Genomic DNA, 17,334 nt, shown 5'->3' with positions numbered 1-17,334 from the left:
TCGCCGGGCCGCCGGACCAGGACCACGGTCCCGGGTGCGGGCGGCCCCGGGGAGCTGAGGCCCCGTCACGGATCGTCCGCTGCCACGACGCCCGGGGGCCCTTCCGGCTGATGGGCTGTGACCAGGCCGGAAACCCCCGGCACCAGCACTCGCAAACACTCGAACCGGACCGCTCGCAGCGGTCCGCCGGAGGAACACGTGATCCGCGCACTGACCGGGTACTCGACCAGGAATCCCTGGCGGGTGATCGCCTTCTGGGTCGTCCTGGGCATCGGCCTCACCATGCTCAGCCCGATGCTGCTCTCCCGCGTCACCCAGTCCAGCACCGGTGACTTCCTGCCCCGGACCTACGACTCCGCCGCCGCGCTGCGGATCGCCGAGGAGAACTTCGGGCTGCGGCCGGACGCCACCACGGTGACCGTCCTGGTGGCCCGCGCCGACGGCAAGCCGCTCACGGCAGCCGACCGGAAGCGGATCACGGCGCGTTCGGCCGAGCTGGCCGCGCACCGGGTGGAGATGCCCCGCAAGGAGGACGAGCCCGCGTTCCTCGTCCCGGACCGCTCGCAGACCCCCCGGGTCGCCCCGGCCGTCCAGGCCCCCGACGGCTCCTTCGACCTGCTCACCGTCGAGCTGACGGGCACTCAGAGCGACGAGGGCGTGCAGAAGGTCTTCCGCACCTTCCGCGACGACGCCCGGGCCCGCTTCGCCGCCGACGGGCTGCGCAGCGGCTACACCGGGGCGCTCGCCGAGACCTCCGACACCACCGAGGCGAACCGGACCGCCACCGTGGTCGGCGGCGCCCTGGTGGTCGGCCTGATCGTGCTGCTCAACGTGCTGGTCTTCCGCAGCGTGCTGGCCGCCCTGCTGCCGCTCCTCGCGGTCTCCTTCATCGGCGGCGTGGCCACCGGGGCGGTGGCCGGGATGGCCATCCTGACGGGTCTTCGGCTGGACACGAGCACGCCCGGACTGATCTCGGTGGTGCTGCTCGGCATCGGCGTGGACTACCTGCTCTTCCTGCTCTTCCGCTTCCGCGAGCAGCTGCGCTCCCGGCCCGGGCAGCCCGCCCGGGAGGCCGCCGCCGAGGTCTCCGGCCGGGTCGGCACCGCCATCACCTCCGCGGCGCTCACCATCGTGGCCGCCTTCGCGACCCTGGGCGTGGCGAGCTTCGGGCAGTTCCGCTCGCTCGGCCCGGCGATCGCCGTCGCGGTGCTGGTGATGCTGCTGGGCAGCCTCACCCTGATGCCCGCCCTGCTGGCCGCCTGCGGCCGGAAGATGTTCTGGCCCTCCCGCGCCCTGCGCCGCCAGCCCGCGGCCGGCTCCACCGCCGAGCGCTTCGGCCTGCTGGTGGCCCGCCGCCCGCTGGCGGTCCTGCTCGGGTCCGTCGTCCTGCTCACCGCGCTGGCCGCCGGCGTCGTCGGCATCCGGATGGACTACGGCCAGGGCGGCGCCACCTCCACCACCCCGGCCGCCGCCACCGCCGCCGAGATCGCCCGCGCCCTCCCGGCCGGCGTCTCCGACCCCACCAGCGTCTACCTCACCGGCTCCTCCCTCGACCCCGCCAAGTTCGACGGTCTGTCAAAGGCGCTGGCCCGCACCGAGGGTGTCGGCCAGGTCGCCCCGCCGGTGCTCTCCCCGGACGGCCGGGCCGCCCGGATCGACCTCTACCTGACGGCGGACGCGCAGAGCGACCGCGCCCGTGAACTGGCCTCCGGCCCGGTCCGCGCCACCGTCGCCGCCAACACCCCTGGCGGCACCGAGGCCCACGTGGGCGGCACCGCGGCGATCTTCGCCGACGTCTCCGACGCCGTCGACCGCGACCTGCGGCTGGTCTTCCCGGTCGCCGCCGCCCTGATCGGCCTGATCCTGCTCCTCCTGCTGCGCAGCCTGCTCGCCCCCGTCGTCCTGATGCTCGCGGTCGGCCTCGGCTTCGCCGCCACCCTCGGCGCCTCCACCCTGCTCTTCCAGCACGGCCTGGGCGAACCGGGCGTCAACTTCACCCTCCCCCTGGTCCTCTTCCTCTTCGTGGTGGCCCTCGGCACCGACTACAACATCCTCATCACCGACCGCATCCGCGAGGAGATGCACCAGCCCGGCCCCGCCCGCGCCGCGGTCGCCCGCGCCGTCCGCCACACCACCCCCGCCATCGCCACCGCCGGCCTGGTCCTGGCCGGCTCCTTCGCCTCCCTCGCCACCACCCCCGGCAGCGCCCAGGTGGCCTTCGCCCTGACCCTCGGCATCCTGCTCTCCGCCTTCGTCCTCTCCCTCGCCCTCGTCCCGGCCCTCGCCGCCCTGCTCGGCCGCTCCCTCTGGTGGCCGCTGCGCCAGCGCCCGAAGCACGCGACCCCGGCCACCCCGGGGTACGCGCCCGAGGTCCACGAGGCCCGGCCGGCCGAGTACACGCACCGGCACTGAGGACCGCGGGTCCGTGGCGGGGGGCGGCGGCTCAGGTGAGCGCCGCCCCCCGCCACGGGCCGAGGTCCAGGTCCGGGTAGCGCAGGGCCGTCCCGGCGATCGTCTCGGGCGTCCAGTAGGGATGGCCCGGCGGCGGGAAGCCGAACAGGGCGAGCTGGCCCGGAGTGGCGCGGCCGACGAAGCGGTACCAGTCCGGCTCGTGGCTCGCGACGACCCAGCCCCGGCGCTGGCCCCACTCCGCGACGGCGCGGCGGAAGCAGAGCTGCATGCTGTAGCGGGCGCCGCCGGGGGCGCCCAGAGCGGTGCCGCGGTGGAAGGTGCCGGGGTGGAAGGCCACGACGGTCCCGGCCGGTCCGGCGGCCGAGACCTCGGCGGCGTACAGGTCGGGGCTGCCCTCCGGGGCGACGAAACCGTCCGCGTCGCCGTGACCACCGCCCCGCGGGTACCAGTTGGGCCTGGCCGGCAGGTCGCGGGTGTGCCGGGCGGAGAGCAGGTGGGGCGGCCCGAGCTCCTCGGGGACGTCGACCAGGAAGACGAAGAACTCCACCTGCTCGAGGACGGTCTCGCCGGCCGGCACCATCAAGGTGTGGTTCAGGTAGTCCCGGTGCAGTTCCTGGTCGTAGTCGTTCGCGCCGGTGAACTTGGCCCAGGACTCGGCACCGTAGATCCTCAGGTCCTCGTCGTCCAGCAGCTCCCGGGCGAGGCCGACCAGTCGGTCGTGCACCGCCAGCAGGCTCAACTCGGTACTGGCGAACGGAAACTGGTCGATGCCGGCGAACTCGTCGCCCGGGAACCGTTCCCACCTCGGGTCGGTCCGCTCGTGGTACCCCGCCGGTGAGGGGTACAGCATCCCCAATTCGCCCATTGCCGGGGCCAGTTCGTCGGAGGACAGATAGCCGGGGAGGATCACGAAGCCGTTCTCGCGGAAGTCCGCCCGTACGTCGTCGGAAGTCATCCCCCCAGGGTCCACACCTCCGCCCGCCCGCGCCCGCGCATTACCGCCCGGCCCGCCGCCGACGGCGTCATCCGGCCAACGGTACGGCGTACACCGGCTCCTGGCCGTACCCCGTGAACCCCGCCCTGCGCAGGATCGGGCCCGAGGTGGCCGGGTTGGCCTTCACCAGGGCCATTCCGGCCCCGTGCCGCGCCGCGTACGCAAGCCGGGCCGCCAGCAGTGCCCGGTACACGCCCTTCCCCCGCCAGGCCGGCGCCACCACCCCGCCCGTCAACCGGGCGACGCCGCCGACCAGTTCGACCCCGCCAGTGCCGACCGCCTCGCCGCCGACCAGGGCGACCAGCGTGCCGCCCTCCCCCGCCGGGACGGTCCGCGCGTTCCGCTCCGCCGCGGCCTCGATCCGCGTCCGCGGCGGCATCTCACCGCCGAATCCGGTCACCGCCACCGCGGCCCCGCCCGCCGAGGTGGCGACGTCCGTCGCCCACCGCAGCTCCACCCCGGCCTCCGGCTCCCGCAGCTCCGGCGCGCCCTGGCCGAGGTCCGCCGCCAGCACCTCCAGCATCAGCTTCACCCGACCGCCCCTGGCCACCAACTCCTCCGCCAGCCCCGCCGGGTGCCCGATCAGCACCTGCCAGTCGAGCACCGGCACCCCGAACTCCCGCGCCCTGGCCACCACCCCGTCGACCGCCGCCCCCAGCGGCCCGCTCGGCGTGAACGACACCACCGAGAGGTCGAAGTCGTAGTACTCGGGCAGCCGCACCATCCGGTAGCCGTCGGTCCCGACCACCTCGGCATTGTCCGGTTCCCACACCCAGGCGGCACTCGCGGCGGCGACATCAGCAACAGAAATACCCATACGACCGACCCTAGAAGATCGTTCCGGGAGCCCCGTGAACGACCACCTCCCTGTTACGGAATCAGGACGTAGCCGTCCGCGTTCCGGAGCAACTGCGGCGAAATCGACCTGCGGGTGCCGGAGTGGGATTACTGTCACAACTCGCGCAGACGAGAGGGGTGTCCATGCTGGACGAAGCGCTGACCGCATTGGCGATGTCAGGGGGAACCGCGGTGGTGCAGGCAGTGGGCACCGACCTCTGGCACGAACTGCGGGGACGACTCGCGCGCTGGTTCGGCCGCAGGGACGCGGCACGCGAGGTGCATGAGCTGGAGCGGCTGGACCGGACGGCCGACGAATTGACGACGGCCGGGCCCGATCAGGTGGACCGGGTGACGATCCGTCAGGAGGCCGGCTGGCAGACCCGGATCGAAGCCCTGCTGGAGGGGCTGGACGACCGTGGCGCGGCTGTCGCCGAGCTGGAGGAGCTGCTGCGGTGGGCGGCACCTCCGCAGGGCGGCGGCACCGTGCTGTCGGGCAACGTCTTCCGGGGCCCCACCGCGTTCCAGCTCGGGAACCACAACCGGCAGGACGTCCGCTTCGGTTCCGGGGAGTGAGCAGCCCCACCCTCGGTCAGGGCGCCGTGCACGGCAACACCTTCCAGGGGCCGACCGCCTTCGTGGCCGGTGACCGTGCGACGCAGAACGTCCAGTTCGTCTACCACTGGCGGCCCGAGTACCGGATCGAGGAGTTCCCGTCCGGGTCGGCGCCGGTGTCGCCCCGAGGGCTGGCCGCGCAGCCGTCGCGGTTGCTCCGGGCCGCGCACGAGGTGGTGCCCTTCATCGGCCGGGAGGAGGACCTCGACGCTCTGGCGCGCTGGCGCGACGATCCGACCGACCGGCTGGCCGTGCGGCTGGTCCACGGCCCCGGCGGGCAGGGCAAGACCCGCCTGGCCGCACGCTTCGTGGAGCTCAGCCGCTGGGCGGGGTGGGCGGTGTGGCAGGCGGTGGTGAACGAGACCGACACGGAGGCGGTGGCCACAAGCGGCTCTCCGGATGCCGTGCGCGGAACCCTCCTGGTGGTCGACTACGCCGAACGCTGGCCAATCTCCCAACTACGCCGGCTGCTCCGGGAACCCTTCGCGCACCGTGGCACGACACCGGTGCGGATCCTCCTGCTGGCACGACCTGCCGGCACCTGGTGGGACGGCCTCGAGACGTGGATCGGTGACCGCTTGGACGTTCCGACGGACCGTCACCCCCTGTCTTCCCTGGCCACCGCCACCACCGACCGGGCCGACCTGTTCGCCCAGGCTCGTGACAGCTTCGCCCGCCATCTCGGCCTGCCCGCCGACCGGGCCGACCAGGTCGGCGAACCACCCGACCTGGAGCGCGACGAGGATTACGCCCAGGTACTGACCGTCCACATCGCGGCCCTGGCCGCTGTCGACGCCGCCCTGCGGGAGGAATCCGCTCCCGGCAACCCGGCCCGCGCCTCGGCCTACCTCCTCAGACGCGAACGCAGGTACTGGGGCGAGCTCCACGAGAAGCAGTCGGTCTCCACGGGGCCGGTCGCGATGGGCCGGGCGGTCCTCACGGCCACCCTCACCCGCCCGTTGGCCCGCGACCCGCACGGCTGGAACGCGCTGCGCAGGGCCGGGCTGGCCGACTCCGTCACCGCCGCCAACACGCTCCTGGACGACCACCAGCACTGCTACCCGGCGACGCGTTCCGACACGGTACTGGAGCCGTTGTACCCGGACCGTCTCGGCGAGGACTTCATCGCCATGATGACCCCGGCCGGACCGGAGGGCGTCCACCCCCTCCCCGAAGCGGCCACCGACGACTGGGCCCATCGACTCGCCCGACGCCTCCTGGCCGGCCGCTCCACCCCCGAGGAGCCCGCCGCCCCCTGGGCCGGTGACGCCCTGGCGGTGCTGATCGAGACCGCCCGCCGCTGGCCCCACGTCGCCACCGGTCAGCTCTTCCCCCTGCTCAAGGAACACCCCGAGCTGGCCACGCTGGCCGGAAGCGCCGCCCTGGTCACGCTGGCCAAGTTCGAGCACCTCGACATCACCGTCCTGGAGGCGCTGGAACCGCATCTGCCCGCCGGCCCGCACACCGACCTCGACATCGGCATCGCCGCCATCACCCTCACCCTGGCCCGACACAGGCTCGGCCTCGATCCGGACCCGGTGACCCACGCCGCCATCAACGACAACGTCGCCCGCCGCCTCCACTACGCCGGACTGCACGACGGCGCACTCACCATGGGGCAGAATGCCCTGGACCTCTGGCGACTCCTCGCCGAGTTCGACCCCATGGCCTACGAACCGCACCTCGCCGACGCACTGTCGCACCTGGGCGTGCACCTCGCCCAAGTAGGCCGGTGGGACGAGGCGTTGGAGGTCACGGCAGAGGCAGTGGAGCTCCACCGACGACTGATCACCCTGGCCAGCGGCGACCACGAGGCCTCGCTCGCGGTGGCACTGGCCAACCTCGGTGCCTATTTCCTCCGGGTGGGCCGGAAGGCCGAGGCGTTGGAATCCAGCCTCGAAGCGGTGGAGGTGTACCGGCGACTACCACCCCCGGCACCCGGGCACCCCGCCGCCCACGAAGCCGAGTCCGCCGGAGCGCTGACCAACCTCGGCGTCCAACTCGCCGAGGCAGGAAGGAAGTCCGAAGCACTGGAGGTAACGCGCGAGGCAGTCGGGGTATACCGGCGACTCGCCGACCCGCTCACCGGCAACCCCGCCGCCCATGAACCCAAGCTCGCCGCCGCGCTCGGCAACCTCGGCCTCCGACTCTCCGACTTCGGCTGGCACGCGGAGGCACTGGAAGTCGCCCGCGAGACCGTCGAGTTGTACGAGCAACTGGCCCACCCGATCACCGGCAACCGGGCCACCCACGAGCCCAACCTCGCCACCGCCCTGTCCAATCTCGGCATCCAGCTCGGCCACGTCGGCGAGGAGACCGAGGCCCTGACGGTGACGGCGGCGGCGGTACGGATCCGGCGCCAGTTGGCCGACCCGGAGACGGGAAGGCCCGCCGCCCATGAACCCGAACTCGCCGCCGGGCTGTACAACCTCGCCATCCGACTCACCGCCGTGGGCCGGCACCTGGACGCCCTACGGGCAAGCCTCGAAGCCGTGGAGCTGTATGAACGGCTCGCCGACCCGGTCACCGGCAACCCCGCCGCCCACGAGGCCGAACTCGCCCGCGCACTCGGCAACCTCAGCGACTACCTCGCCGCGGCGGGCCGGGCGGCGGAGGCGCTCCAGGTCACCGTCAGGTTGGTGCAGCTGTATGAGCGGCTCGCCGATCCGGTCACCGGCAACCCCGCCGCCCACGAGGCCGAACTCGCCCGCGCACTCGCCGCCCAGTACTCCGAGAGCGACCAGTGGCAGGAGGCGCTCCAGGTCACCGTCAGGTCGGTGGAGACCTACGAGCGGCTCAGCGACCCGGCCGCCACCCACGAAGCCGAACTCGCCCAGGCCCTCGGCAACCTGGGTGCCTATCAGGCGAAGCTGGGCCGCTGGACCGAGGCGGCCGAGGCCGGCGCGAGGTCCGTCGCCGTGTACGAGCGGCTGACGGGCCCTTCCCCGAAAGGCCCCACACCCCACGACGCGGGCCTCGCCACCTCCCTGTCCAACCTCAGTCTTCAGCTGTGGCACACGGACCGGCCGGCGGAGACGTTGACGGTACTGGCCCGAGCCACCGAGGTGTACGAGCGCCTGGAGGACCCGGCGACCGGGGGCATCGGCACCACGACGCCCCACCTGGCCGCCGTGCTGGCGGACTACGCGAGCCGGCTCATCAAAGCGGACCGGTGGTCGGAGGCGCTCCGGGCCTCCGGGAGGGCGGTCGAGCTCTACCGGCGGTTGACCGGCCCGGGTACCGGCAGCGCCGACGTGTACGGGCCCAACCTCGCGAACGCGCTGACCACCTTGGGCGCCTGCCGGGCGGAGGCGGGCGATCTCCCCGGAGCGCTCGAGGCGGCGGTGGAGGCGGCCGAGAGGTACGGCCGTCACCTGGACACGGTGCCCGAGACGGCCGACGGCCTCCGAGCCGCTCTGGGCCTACAGGCACTGGTGGGCGCTGCGCTCGGCCCGTCGCACCCGTCCGGCTGAGAACGGGAACGGTTCGGGCCCGATCGGCGTCCTGGAGTGCATGGACATGCACAGCACGCTTCGGGGACCGAGCCGGCGTCAGATGATCGGCGGGGCCGCCTTGGTGACGGCCGCCACCCTCCTGCCGGCCGGGAGGGCCGAGGCGCGGGACGGCGGCGAGGTCACCGAGCGGCTGCGGGCGCTGGAGGAGCGGCACGGCGCCCGCCTCGGGGTGTACGCGTACGCCGCCGACTCCGGCCGCACCGTCCGGCACCGGGCGGACGAGCTGTTCCCGCTCTGCTCGACCTTCAAGACCCTCGCGGTCGCCGCCGTCCTCCGCGAGTCCGGTAGCGAATTGGAGCGCCGTCTCCACTACACCGCGCAGGAGGCGGCGGACTCCGGCTACGCACCCGTCACCGGTCTGCCGGAGAACGTGGCCAACGGGCTGACGGTGGAGCAGCTCTGCGACGCCGCCATCCGGTTCAGTGACAACGGGGCCGCCAACCTCCTCCTCAAGGAGCTGGGCGGGCCCGGGGCCGTCACCCGGTTCTGCCGCGAGCTCGGCGACCGGGTGACCCGGCTGGACCGGTGGGAGCCGGCGCTCAACTCGGCCGAGCCGGGGCGGGTGACGGACACCACCAGCCCGCGCGCGCTGGCCCGGACCAACGCGAGGCTGGTCACGGGCCGCGCGCTGGACCGGGCCGGCCGCGAGCGGCTGACCGGTTGGCTGCTCGGCAACACCACCGGCGGGAACCGCCTGCGGGCCGGGCTGCCGAAGGGGTGGACGGTGGCGGAGAAGACCGGCACCGGGTCGTACGGCACGGCCAACGACGCCGGGGTGGCCTGGCCGCCCGGCCGGGGGCCGGTCGCCGTCACCGTCCTGACCACCCATCAGGACCCGAAGACCACCGCCGACGAGGCGCTGATCGCGGAGGCCGCCGCCGTCGTGGCCGAGGCCTTGGGCTGACGGCCGGGGTCAGTGCACCGTGCCCGCGTACCGCCGGGTGAACCGGGTGCCGGTGGCAGCGGTCACGGTGACGTCGTAACGGCCGTTGTCCAGCGGCCAGTTGACGGTGGCCTGCTTCCCGGCGGCGACCCAGACGGTCTGGGCCTGCCCGGCGAAGTCGTTCGCCGAGAGGGTGAAGGACACCTCCGTGCCGCCGTCGTTGTGCAGGTGCAGCGCGACCCTGTTGCGCTGCACCTGTGCCTCCACCACCGGCACCGCCACGTCGTCCTGCCCGGCCCGGACCACCGACCCGGCGAAGCGGCGGACGAAGCCGTCGGGCCCGTGCACGGTGAAGTCGTACTGGCCGTCGGTGGCCGAGGCGTCCCAGACGTAGGTCTTCGAGGCACCCGAGGGGACGGTGAACGGCGTCCCCGTGAACGGGAGTCGGACGTTCGGGTACACGGTGTAGGCGAAGCCCGCCGTACCGGTGTTGGTCATGGTGCAGGTGACCTTGCCGGTGGCGCGGTCCACCACCGCCTCCGCCCCGGGGCCGTAGGGCAGCTTGCGGTGCGGCCGCTCGCCCGGCTCCTGCGGCGGGAGCGACTGGCCGCCGACGGCCGGGAGCTTGACGGCCGGCAGGCCGGCGCCCGCGTCGGCCCGCGCCATCAGGGCGTTGGTGTCGGGCAGGGCCGGTATCGAGTGGTCCGGCTTGGTGAAGTCGAAGCAGCTGGTCAGGTCACCGCAGATGGTGCGGCGCCAGTCGGAGATGTTCGGCTCCTTGACCCCGGTCACCACCTCCAGGAACTGCACCACCGAAGTGTGGTCGAAGACCTGGGAGTTGACCCATCCGCCGCGCGACCACGGGGAGGCGACCCAGAGCGGCACCCGGTTGCCCAGGCCGATCGCGCGGCCCTGGGCGAACTCCTCGGGGGTGCCCGGCTCCGGGGTGGGCGGCACCATGTGGTCGAAGTAGCCGTCGTTCTCGTCGTACATCACCAGGAAGACGGTGTGGTTCCACACCTCCGGGTTGGACATCAGTGACTGCAGCGCCGTGTTGACCCAGTGGGCGCCGTACGCCGGGCCGGCGTTGGGGTGCTCGGAGAACAGGTACGGGGCGACCAGCCACGAAACCGTCGGCAGCGCACCGGACTTGCAGTCGGCGTCGAAGGCGGCGGGGTCGAACTTGGTCATCGCGTTGACGTACCGCGGGTCGTCCTTCGGGAAGCTGTGGAACTGCTTGAAGTACGAGAGCGCGTTGTCGTCGTAGTCGCCGGTCCGCTCGTCCTTGCTGGGGTTGTGGTAGACCCGCCAGCTCACGCCCGCGCTCTGGAGGCGCTCCGCGTAGGTGGTCCAGTCGGCCACCGGGTTGTCCGTCACCGGGGTGTTGTCGATCCACGGGCCGGTGGTGCCGTCCCGGCCGGGGCCCGCCGTGCCGGTCCACAGGTAGAGGCGGTTCGGGTCGGTGGGCCCGGCCAGCGAGCAGAAGTAGGCGTCGCAGAGGGTGAACTCGTCGGCCAGCGCGAACTGGTAGGGGATGTCCTCGCGGGTGAAGTACCCCATCGCGCGCTCGCCCTTGGCGGCGATCCACTTGTTCATCGCGCCGTTGTTGACGGCCTGGTGGCCGGTGGCCCAGTCGTGCGGGAGGCCGCCGGCGTTCTGCGCGTTGTACTTGGCGGTGTCCATCCGGTACGGCAGCATCACGCCGCCGTCGCTGCGCCCGGCGTCGGGCTGGCGGAACACGTTGCCGCCGTCCGGGAACTGCAGCGCCTGCTTGTCGGCGAAGCCGCGCACGCCGTTGAGGGTGCCGAAGTAGTGGTCGAAGGAGCGGTTCTCCTGCATCAGGATCACCACGTGCTTCACGTCGGCGACGGTGCCGGGCTTGGGCTTCTTGGCCTTCGTGGCCTCGGCAGAGGCGTCCGCCGCGACGGCCTGGCCCGCGCCGCCCATCACCCCCGCGGCGGCAGCGGCGGCGGAGGCCGAGACGAAGGAACGGCGGCTGAGCTGGGGAGTCATCTGGCGGCCTCTCAGATCGTGAAGGTGGCGACGGCGGCGGCGGTGTCCGAGGGCCAGCCGTTGGCGGCGGCGTCGGGCTCGGGGGCGGGCCAGCCGGTGGCCAGGGTGTGGGCCTCGACCAGGGTGAGCTTCCCGGCGAACTGCACCTGGTCGACCCGGTCCTGCGGCTCCGGCTTCGCACCGCGCACGCGGCGGGTGACGGACCAGGTGTCGCCCGGGGAGGCCGCCGGGTCGGGGTGGGCCAGGCGGTAGGCGTCGACCAGGCCCGCGTTCTGCAGGGCCACCGTCACCGGCCAGGCCAGCGCCCCCACGCCGGAGTGCGCGGCGGCGGTGGCCGGCGTCCAGTCCAGGTGCGAGGGCGAGGCCAGCCCGGCGGCGAGCACCACCGGCAGCGGCTTGCGCGCCGCCAGCTCCGCCTTCACCAGCGCGGCCAGCGCCAGCGCCTGCCGGCCCCGGGCGGAGGCGTTCTCGCTCGCCACGGTGCCCTCGGCGCCGCGCCCGTCCTGGACGGCGTACGGGCCGTAGTCCGACTCGTCCAGGTGGGCCGCCCAGAACCGGACCGCCCGACCGCCCGTCAGCTGCACGGTGACCCCGGCGGCCGGCAGCTCGGCGGTGGCGGCGGTGACCTCGGCCAGCGGGTACCGGCTCAGGATGCCGACGCTGCCCGCGCTCTGGTACGCGTACCAGCCGAGCGCGTCGGCCAGCGCCTGGGCGGCGGTGCCGCCGGTCTCCTGGAGGGCGACCACGTCCCAGCCCTGGGTGAGCACCACCCGCAGCTGCTTCTCCAGCGCGTCCGCCGTGCCGGCGCCCGCCTTCCAGAGGTTGAGGGTGGCCGTCTTGAGCTGCGGCTTGCGGGAGTTGACCGGCACCTGGACGGTGAGCTGGTCGGTGTTCCCGGCCGCGTCCTTGACCCCGACGGTCAGCACGGCGGGGCGAGGCAGCGGTGCGTTCGGGGCGGTGCCGGTGACGGTGCCGTCGGCGCTGACGGAGAGCCAGGAGTCACCGGCGACCTTGCGGAAGACCGGCGCCGAGGAGCCGAGCATCCACAGCCCGCCGAGCTTGATCCGGAACGCGGCCGAGGGCGCCGCGGTGGTCGCGGTCAGCGCGTCCACCGCCAGGTGCGGGCGCGGCGCGACCGGGCGGGGCCGGAAGGAGAACTGCGCGCTGCGCGCCAGGACGCCGTAGCCGTCCTTGGCCAACAGGTAGGCGGTGTACGGGCCGTCGGTCAGCGCCGAGGTGTCCAGCTGCACCTCGCCGGAGGCGGCCGGGGTGTACTTCCACAGCAGCGAGGAGCCGGTGCCGGGCAGCCGGGTGCCGTCGTAGATGCCGACCCAGTTCTTGGCGTCGGGGGCGTCGGTGGTCCAGCGGAAGGTGAGCCGGTCGCCTTCGGCCGGATTCGAGGGCGTGGAGAGGCTGAGGGAGGAACCTGCGGCCACGGGGGTCCTGTCCGCCGCAGCGGGGGGCGCGCGGCTTCGTCGAGTTGGCTGTACAACCCGGCCCATTCAGCCGGGACCCGACGGACTCCGGATGAACGGAGCGTGACCGTCCGCCGGTCTTCCCCGGAACTCACGGTTCGTCAGCACCCATGAGACGATCATCCGAAACGAGAGCCACCGGGGGCCCGCATGAGCAAGGTCGACGAGTTCCAGGAACTCCGGCCACTGCTGTTCTCGATCGCCTATCGGATCCTCGGCAGCGTGACCGAGGCCGAGGACGTCGTCCAGGAGGCCTGGCTGCGCTACGACGCCTCGCCGACCCGGCCCGACTCCGTCAAGGCCTTCCTGTCGGCGGCGGTCACCCGGCTCTCGATCGACGTGCTGCGCTCGGCCCGGGTGCGCCGGGAGGCGTACGTCGGGCCGTGGTTCCCCGAGCCGCTGCTCAGCGATCCGTACCAGGACCCCGAGCGGGCGGCCGAGTTGGCGGACTCGGTGTCGATGGCGGCGCTCCTGCTGCTGGAGCGGCTCACCCCGGCGGAGCGGGCGGTCTTCCTGCTCCGGGAGGTGTTCGCCTTCGACTACGAGGAGATCGCCGCGGCGGTCGGCCGCTCGGAGGCGGCCTGCCGCCAGCTGCTGGTCCGCTCCCGGCGGCACATGGCCGAGGGCAGGCCCCGCTTCGAGGCCGACCGGACGGAGCGGGACGAGCTGGCGGCCAGGTTCTTCGCGGCGATGGCGGGCGGCGACATGGACGCGCTGCAGCAACTCCTCTCCCCCGACGTGCAGTTCGTCGGCGACGGCGGCGGCAAGGCGCCGCAGTTGGCCCGCGCCGTCAGCGGGGCGGCCAACGTCGCCAGGCTGCTCGCCTCGGTCTTCCCGGTCCTGCTGCGGATCGACGTCACCCTGGAGCCGGTCGAGGTCAACGGCCAGCCCGGAGCGCTCTTCCGCGACCGGGACGGGGCGGTGCTCCAGGCCCTGTCCCTGGACGTGCTGGACGGCCGGGTGCAGGCCGTCCGGGTCGTGCTCAACCCGGACAAGCTGCGCCACCTCGGCCCGGTGGCCGACGCCTGGGCGGTCAGCGAGGAGGTGCGGCGCGCCCGCCGCACCTCCTCCGATTGACCTTCCGTCAGCCGATGTTGATGCGGAAGATCTTGTCGGCGCCGTCGGCCGCGCCGCCGTTGTTGTCGGCGTTGGTGGTGGTCAGCCAGAGCTGGTCCGCCCCCGGCACCTTGGTGACGGTGCGCAGGCGGCCGTAGGTGCCGACGTAGTAGGAGGTGGCGGCGCCGACCGTCTCGGTGTCGCCGTTGATCGGGATGCGGTACATCCGGGTGCCCTTGAGGGCGGCCATGTAGACCACGTTGCGGACGATGGCGATGCCGCTCGGGGAGGCCACGTTGACCGCCCAGGTGGCCTTGGGGTTGGTCATCCCGGCGGTGGAGCAGGTGCCCTCGCAGGTCGGCCAGCCGTAGTTGGCACCGGGCTTGATGAGGTTCAGCTCGTCGAACTTGGAGTCGCCGAACTCGGCCTCCCACAGCCGCCCGCTCCGGTCGAAGGCCAGGCCCTGCGGGTTGCGGTGGCCGAGGCTGTAGACGTAGTTGCCGAAGGGGTTACCGGGGGCGGGTTTGCCGGCCGTGGTCAGGCGCAGGATCTTGCCGTTGAGCGAGTTCTTGTCCTGGGCCAGGGCCTGGGTCTGGGCGTCGCCGGTGGTGGCGTAGAGGTAGCCGTCGGGGCCGAAGGCCAGCCGGCCGCCGTTGTGGTAGCGGTTCTTCTTGATGCCCTGGAGCAGCACGGTGTAGCCGCTGAGCGCGCTGCCGTTGTAGGTCATCCGGACGATCCGGTTGCCCTCGGAGGCGGTGTGCATGAAGTACACGTACTTGGTGGACGCCCAGTTGGGGTCGATCGCCACGCCCAGCAGGCCGCCCTCGCCGTCGGTGGTGACCGCGTTGGGCACCGTGCCGACCAGGGTCTTGGAGCCGTCCTTGGCCTGCTTGAAGACCTTGAAGCTGTCCCGCTCGGTGACCAGCGCGGTGCTGCCGTCCGGCAGCCAGCCGATGCCCCAGGGGATGGTCCAGCCGGAGGAGAGGGTGGCCGGGGAGCCGGGCACGCCGCCGTCGGCGGTGCAGGCGCCGGTGGTGAAGGAGGCCGGCGCGGAGGCCGGGGAGTACCCGCCGGCGGTGTCCTTGGCCACCACCGTGAGGACGAACGGGGCGTCACAGGCCAGGCCGGTCACGGTGGTCGTGGTGGCCGGCGGGGCGCCGGTGACGGTGGCCAGCACGGCGCTGCCGCTGCGGACCTCGTACGCCACCACGCCCTTGTCGTCGCTCGACGCTCCCCAACTCAGCGTCGCGGAGCTGGCCTTGACGTCCGAGACGGTGGGCGTGCCCGGGGCGGTGGGCAGCGGGTCGGAGCTGGCGGCGGTCGTGCAGTCCACCGCCACACTGGCCGGGGAGGCGTTGCCGGCCGCGTCGCGGGCGATCACGGTGAGGTTGTAGGTGGTGCTGGGGGCCAGCCCGGTGAGCACCTTGGCGGTGGTGTCGCCGGGGGCCTCGGCCAGCTTGTTGCCGTGCTCGTAGAGGTCGTACGCGCTGACGCCGACGTCGTCGGTGGCGGCGGCCCAGCTCAGGGTCAGGCCGTTCGGGCCGATGGCGGAGCAGACGCCCTGGCCGGGGCGGGTCGGCGGCACGGTGTCGGCGGTGACGGCGACGGTGATCCGGTCGAGGTTGGGCCCGCCGTTGGCGGTGGTGGCGGTGGCCCGGACGGTGTTGGCCCCGGCCCGCAGCGGGACGTTGAGGGTCTTGGTGGCCCAGGTGTCCCAGTTCGTCGTGGCCGGGAAGGAGACCCCGGAGGCCACCACGGCGCCGTTCACCACCAGGTCCATCGGGCGGTCCACGGCGGTGCCGTTGGAGTAGCGCAGCGTCAGCGGGGCCGTCCCGGCGGTGGCGGCGCTGACCGCGAACTCGACGTACGAGCCGGCCACGTTGGTGTAGTCGACGAAGCCGGTGCCGGTGAAGCCGGTGTGGTTGGTGGCCACGGCGGCCTGGGCGAGCGTCGCGTCCTCGGCCTGGTAGTCGCTGCTCGGCGCGGTGACCTCGACTTCCAGGTAGTCGAGGTTGGGCAGGCCGTCGGCGCTGCTGGAGGTGAGGCGGACCTTGTTGGCCCCGGCGGTCAGCGCGGCGGTCACGGTGGCGGTGGTCCAGGTGTCCCAGGTGCCGGTGGACGGGAAGGACCGTGCGGCGGCCACCTGGGCCCCGTTGACGGTGATGTCGGCGGGCCGGTCGATGGAGGTGCCGTTGGCGTACCGGACGGAGAGCACGCCGGTGCCGGCCGTGGCGGCGTTGACCGTGAACTCGACGTAACTGCCCACCGCGTTGTCGCCGTTGACGAATCCGGTGCCCGAGTAGCCGGTGTGGTTCGACTCCACCACACCCTTGGTGACGGCCGCGCTCTCCGCCTCGTAGCGGGCGGGCGCGGCGGCCGCGGCGGGCGCCGGTGGCGCTGCCACCGTGCCCAGCACCAGGGCGGCGAGCGCGCCGCCGGTGGCCGCGAGGTTCCTGACTCTCATCCGATTCTCCTTGCAGGTCGGGGAGTTCGCCGCAGGCGCCGGAGCACGGGGGCGAAGTCCCCTTCCGGACGGGCCCGTTCAGAATCCCGGCCTGAGCAGGCACGGTCAAGGGTATGGTTAGGAAACTTTCCGAACAACTGTCGGCGGACCGCCCAGCTCCCGCGCCTCGCCCACCCGCCTGCCGCAGCCACGCTTCGGGCCGGCCGAGACCGGGGCGACGGGCAGTGAGATCCGGATCGGCCTGCTCGCCTCGCTCTCCGGCCCGACCGGCGCCGAGACCTTCGCCGGGCCCCGGTACGGCGCGCAGACGTTCTCCGAGGAGCTGAACGCGCACGGCGGCCTCAACGGCCGCACGGTACGTGAGCGCGAGCGGCGTGCCGGACGTGGGCGGCCAGCCGGTCGGGACCCCGTACGAGCGCCGGCCGCACCTGTACTCCGTCTACGGCGGCTCGGCGCCCGCAGCGCGGTGGCCGACGGCCTGAAGCTGGTGCTCGACGCACTGGACCGGCGCGGGAACGTGGCGCTCTGTCAGGCCCTGGAGGGCGCCGGGGTGCGGCCGCTCGCCAAGGTGACCACCGTGCAGGGCTGGTCGGAGACGGCCCGGGAGCCGTACCGCTCCACCCCGGGCTGCCGCCAGGCGCTCTGGGTCACCGCCGTCGACCGCTCCTACGGCGATGGCGCGTTGGTATCCGGAGCGGGAGGGGCGACTCTCCGCATGGGAGCCGGAGGGCTGGGCCGGGGCGCAGTGGCTGGCCGACGCGATGGGCTCCTGCGGCGAGCAGCTGACCAGGTCGTGTACCGAACGGTTCGTCAACCGGCCCCAGCCGTACGACGCGCACGGCCTGCTGCTGCCCGCCTCCTTCGCGGTGACGCCGCCGCCGACCGCCCCGGGGCGGGCCTGCCTCTCGGTGGCGCGCCGGCAGGACGCAGCGGCGGACGGCCGGGGCGGCTGGGTGGCCGAGGGGCCGCCGTTCGGCACGCCGTGCTATCCGGACGCCACCCGGCTGCCGTACCGGCCCTGACGGTCCGTCGGGTCCCCGCAGGGCCCGTCCGGGCCCTGCGGCGCACCG

At 73.4% G+C, this 17,334-nt stretch carries 12 protein-coding genes; 6 read left to right on the top strand and 6 right to left on the bottom strand.

Translation table 11 applies throughout. The annotated features are described in order from the left end of the window. Positions 1 to 198 precede the first annotated feature (198 nt). The gene (locus ACZ6ZR_RS09100; RefSeq protein ID WP_465640943.1) at positions 199 to 2,412 is read left to right on the top strand and encodes an MMPL family transporter; all 2,214 of its coding nucleotides are present in this window, start codon (positions 199 to 201) and stop codon (positions 2,410 to 2,412) included. A gap of 31 nt (positions 2,413 to 2,443) precedes the next feature. Here ACZ6ZR_RS09100 and ACZ6ZR_RS09095 read toward each other — a convergent pair whose 3' ends face one another. Further along, complete coding sequence (locus tag ACZ6ZR_RS09095; RefSeq protein WP_465640941.1) at positions 2,444 to 3,367, bottom strand: phytanoyl-CoA dioxygenase family protein; 924 nt, start codon at positions 3,365 to 3,367, stop codon at positions 2,444 to 2,446. Between the two features lie 67 nt (positions 3,368 to 3,434). Then, positions 3,435 to 4,154: a GNAT family N-acetyltransferase gene (locus ACZ6ZR_RS09090; protein ID WP_465640939.1), complete on the bottom strand. Its 720-nt coding sequence runs from the start codon at positions 4,152 to 4,154 to the stop codon at positions 3,435 to 3,437. 233 nt (positions 4,155 to 4,387) lie between these two features. Here ACZ6ZR_RS09090 and ACZ6ZR_RS09085 point away from each other — a divergent pair, with 233 nt between their 5' ends. From ACZ6ZR_RS09085 to bla, 3 genes are read left to right on the top strand one after another with little or no spacing between them, the layout of a single operon-like run. Next, entirely contained in the window at positions 4,388 to 4,819 is a 432-nt protein-coding gene (locus ACZ6ZR_RS09085; protein ID WP_465640937.1) for a hypothetical protein, read from the top strand. Then, positions 4,816 to 8,331 (top strand): tetratricopeptide repeat protein, encoded by a 3,516-nt coding sequence (locus ACZ6ZR_RS09080; protein WP_465640935.1) that lies wholly within the window; start codon positions 4,816 to 4,818, stop codon positions 8,329 to 8,331. Before ACZ6ZR_RS09085 ends, ACZ6ZR_RS09080 begins: the two co-directional genes overlap by 4 nt. 46 nt (positions 8,332 to 8,377) lie before the next feature. Then, positions 8,378 to 9,277 carry a class A beta-lactamase gene (gene bla / locus ACZ6ZR_RS09075; RefSeq protein ID WP_465640933.1) on the top strand — a complete coding sequence of 300 codons (900 nt, stop codon included), beginning with the start codon at positions 8,378 to 8,380 and terminating at the stop codon, positions 9,275 to 9,277. A 9-nt stretch (positions 9,278 to 9,286) separates the two neighbouring features. Here bla and ACZ6ZR_RS09070 read toward each other — a convergent pair whose 3' ends face one another. Both ACZ6ZR_RS09070 and ACZ6ZR_RS09065 read right to left on the bottom strand, forming a co-directional pair. Then, complete coding sequence (locus ACZ6ZR_RS09070; protein WP_465640931.1) at positions 9,287 to 11,269, bottom strand: phosphocholine-specific phospholipase C; 1,983 nt, start codon at positions 11,267 to 11,269, stop codon at positions 9,287 to 9,289. Positions 11,270 to 11,280: 11 nt separating this feature from the next. Continuing rightward, on the bottom strand, positions 11,281 to 12,705 hold the full coding sequence (locus ACZ6ZR_RS09065; RefSeq protein ID WP_465640929.1) for an endonuclease/exonuclease/phosphatase family protein: 1,425 nt from the start codon (positions 12,703 to 12,705) through the stop codon (positions 11,281 to 11,283). A gap of 189 nt (positions 12,706 to 12,894) precedes the next feature. On the opposite strand from ACZ6ZR_RS09065, the gene ACZ6ZR_RS09060 reads away from it, so the two are divergent. Next, positions 12,895 to 13,821 (top strand): RNA polymerase sigma-70 factor, encoded by a 927-nt coding sequence (locus ACZ6ZR_RS09060; protein WP_465640927.1) that lies wholly within the window; start codon positions 12,895 to 12,897, stop codon positions 13,819 to 13,821. Positions 13,822 to 13,828: 7 nt separating this feature from the next. On the opposite strand, the gene ACZ6ZR_RS09055 is transcribed toward ACZ6ZR_RS09060, so the two are convergent. After that, a complete protein-coding gene (locus ACZ6ZR_RS09055; RefSeq protein ID WP_465640925.1) occupies positions 13,829 to 16,264 on the bottom strand; it encodes a PQQ-dependent sugar dehydrogenase in 2,436 nt (811 codons plus the stop codon). Positions 16,265 to 16,792: 528 nt separating this feature from the next. Continuing rightward, complete coding sequence (locus tag ACZ6ZR_RS09050) at positions 16,793 to 16,915, bottom strand: hypothetical protein (protein WP_465640924.1); 123 nt, start codon at positions 16,913 to 16,915, stop codon at positions 16,793 to 16,795. Positions 16,916 to 16,938: 23 nt separating this feature from the next. On the opposite strand from ACZ6ZR_RS09050, the gene ACZ6ZR_RS09045 reads away from it, so the two are divergent. Further along, a complete protein-coding gene (locus ACZ6ZR_RS09045) occupies positions 16,939 to 17,286 on the top strand; it encodes a hypothetical protein (RefSeq protein WP_465640922.1) in 348 nt (115 codons plus the stop codon). The last annotated feature ends 48 nt before the right edge of the window (positions 17,287 to 17,334 follow it).

The organism is Kitasatospora sp. NPDC088742, assembly GCF_055584905.1.
This window is presented reverse-complemented; position numbering and strand designations above follow the sequence as displayed.

Excerpts from the sequence above, each read along its gene's own strand:
- bla (WP_465640933.1), top strand. The coding sequence starts at position 8,378 with ATGCACAGCACGCTTCGGGGACCGAGCCGGCGTCAGATGATCGGCGGG.
- ACZ6ZR_RS09095 (WP_465640941.1), bottom strand. The coding sequence starts at position 3,367 with ATGACTTCCGACGACGTACGGGCGGACTTCCGCGAGAACGGCTTCGTG.
- ACZ6ZR_RS09055 (WP_465640925.1), bottom strand. The coding sequence starts at position 16,264 with ATGAGAGTCAGGAACCTCGCGGCCACCGGCGGCGCGCTCGCCGCCCTG.
- ACZ6ZR_RS09060 (WP_465640927.1), top strand. The coding sequence starts at position 12,895 with ATGAGCAAGGTCGACGAGTTCCAGGAACTCCGGCCACTGCTGTTCTCG.
- ACZ6ZR_RS09070 (WP_465640931.1), bottom strand. The coding sequence starts at position 11,269 with ATGACTCCCCAGCTCAGCCGCCGTTCCTTCGTCTCGGCCTCCGCCGCC.
- ACZ6ZR_RS09045 (WP_465640922.1), top strand. The coding sequence starts at position 16,939 with ATGGCGCGTTGGTATCCGGAGCGGGAGGGGCGACTCTCCGCATGGGAG.
- ACZ6ZR_RS09085 (WP_465640937.1), top strand. The coding sequence starts at position 4,388 with ATGCTGGACGAAGCGCTGACCGCATTGGCGATGTCAGGGGGAACCGCG.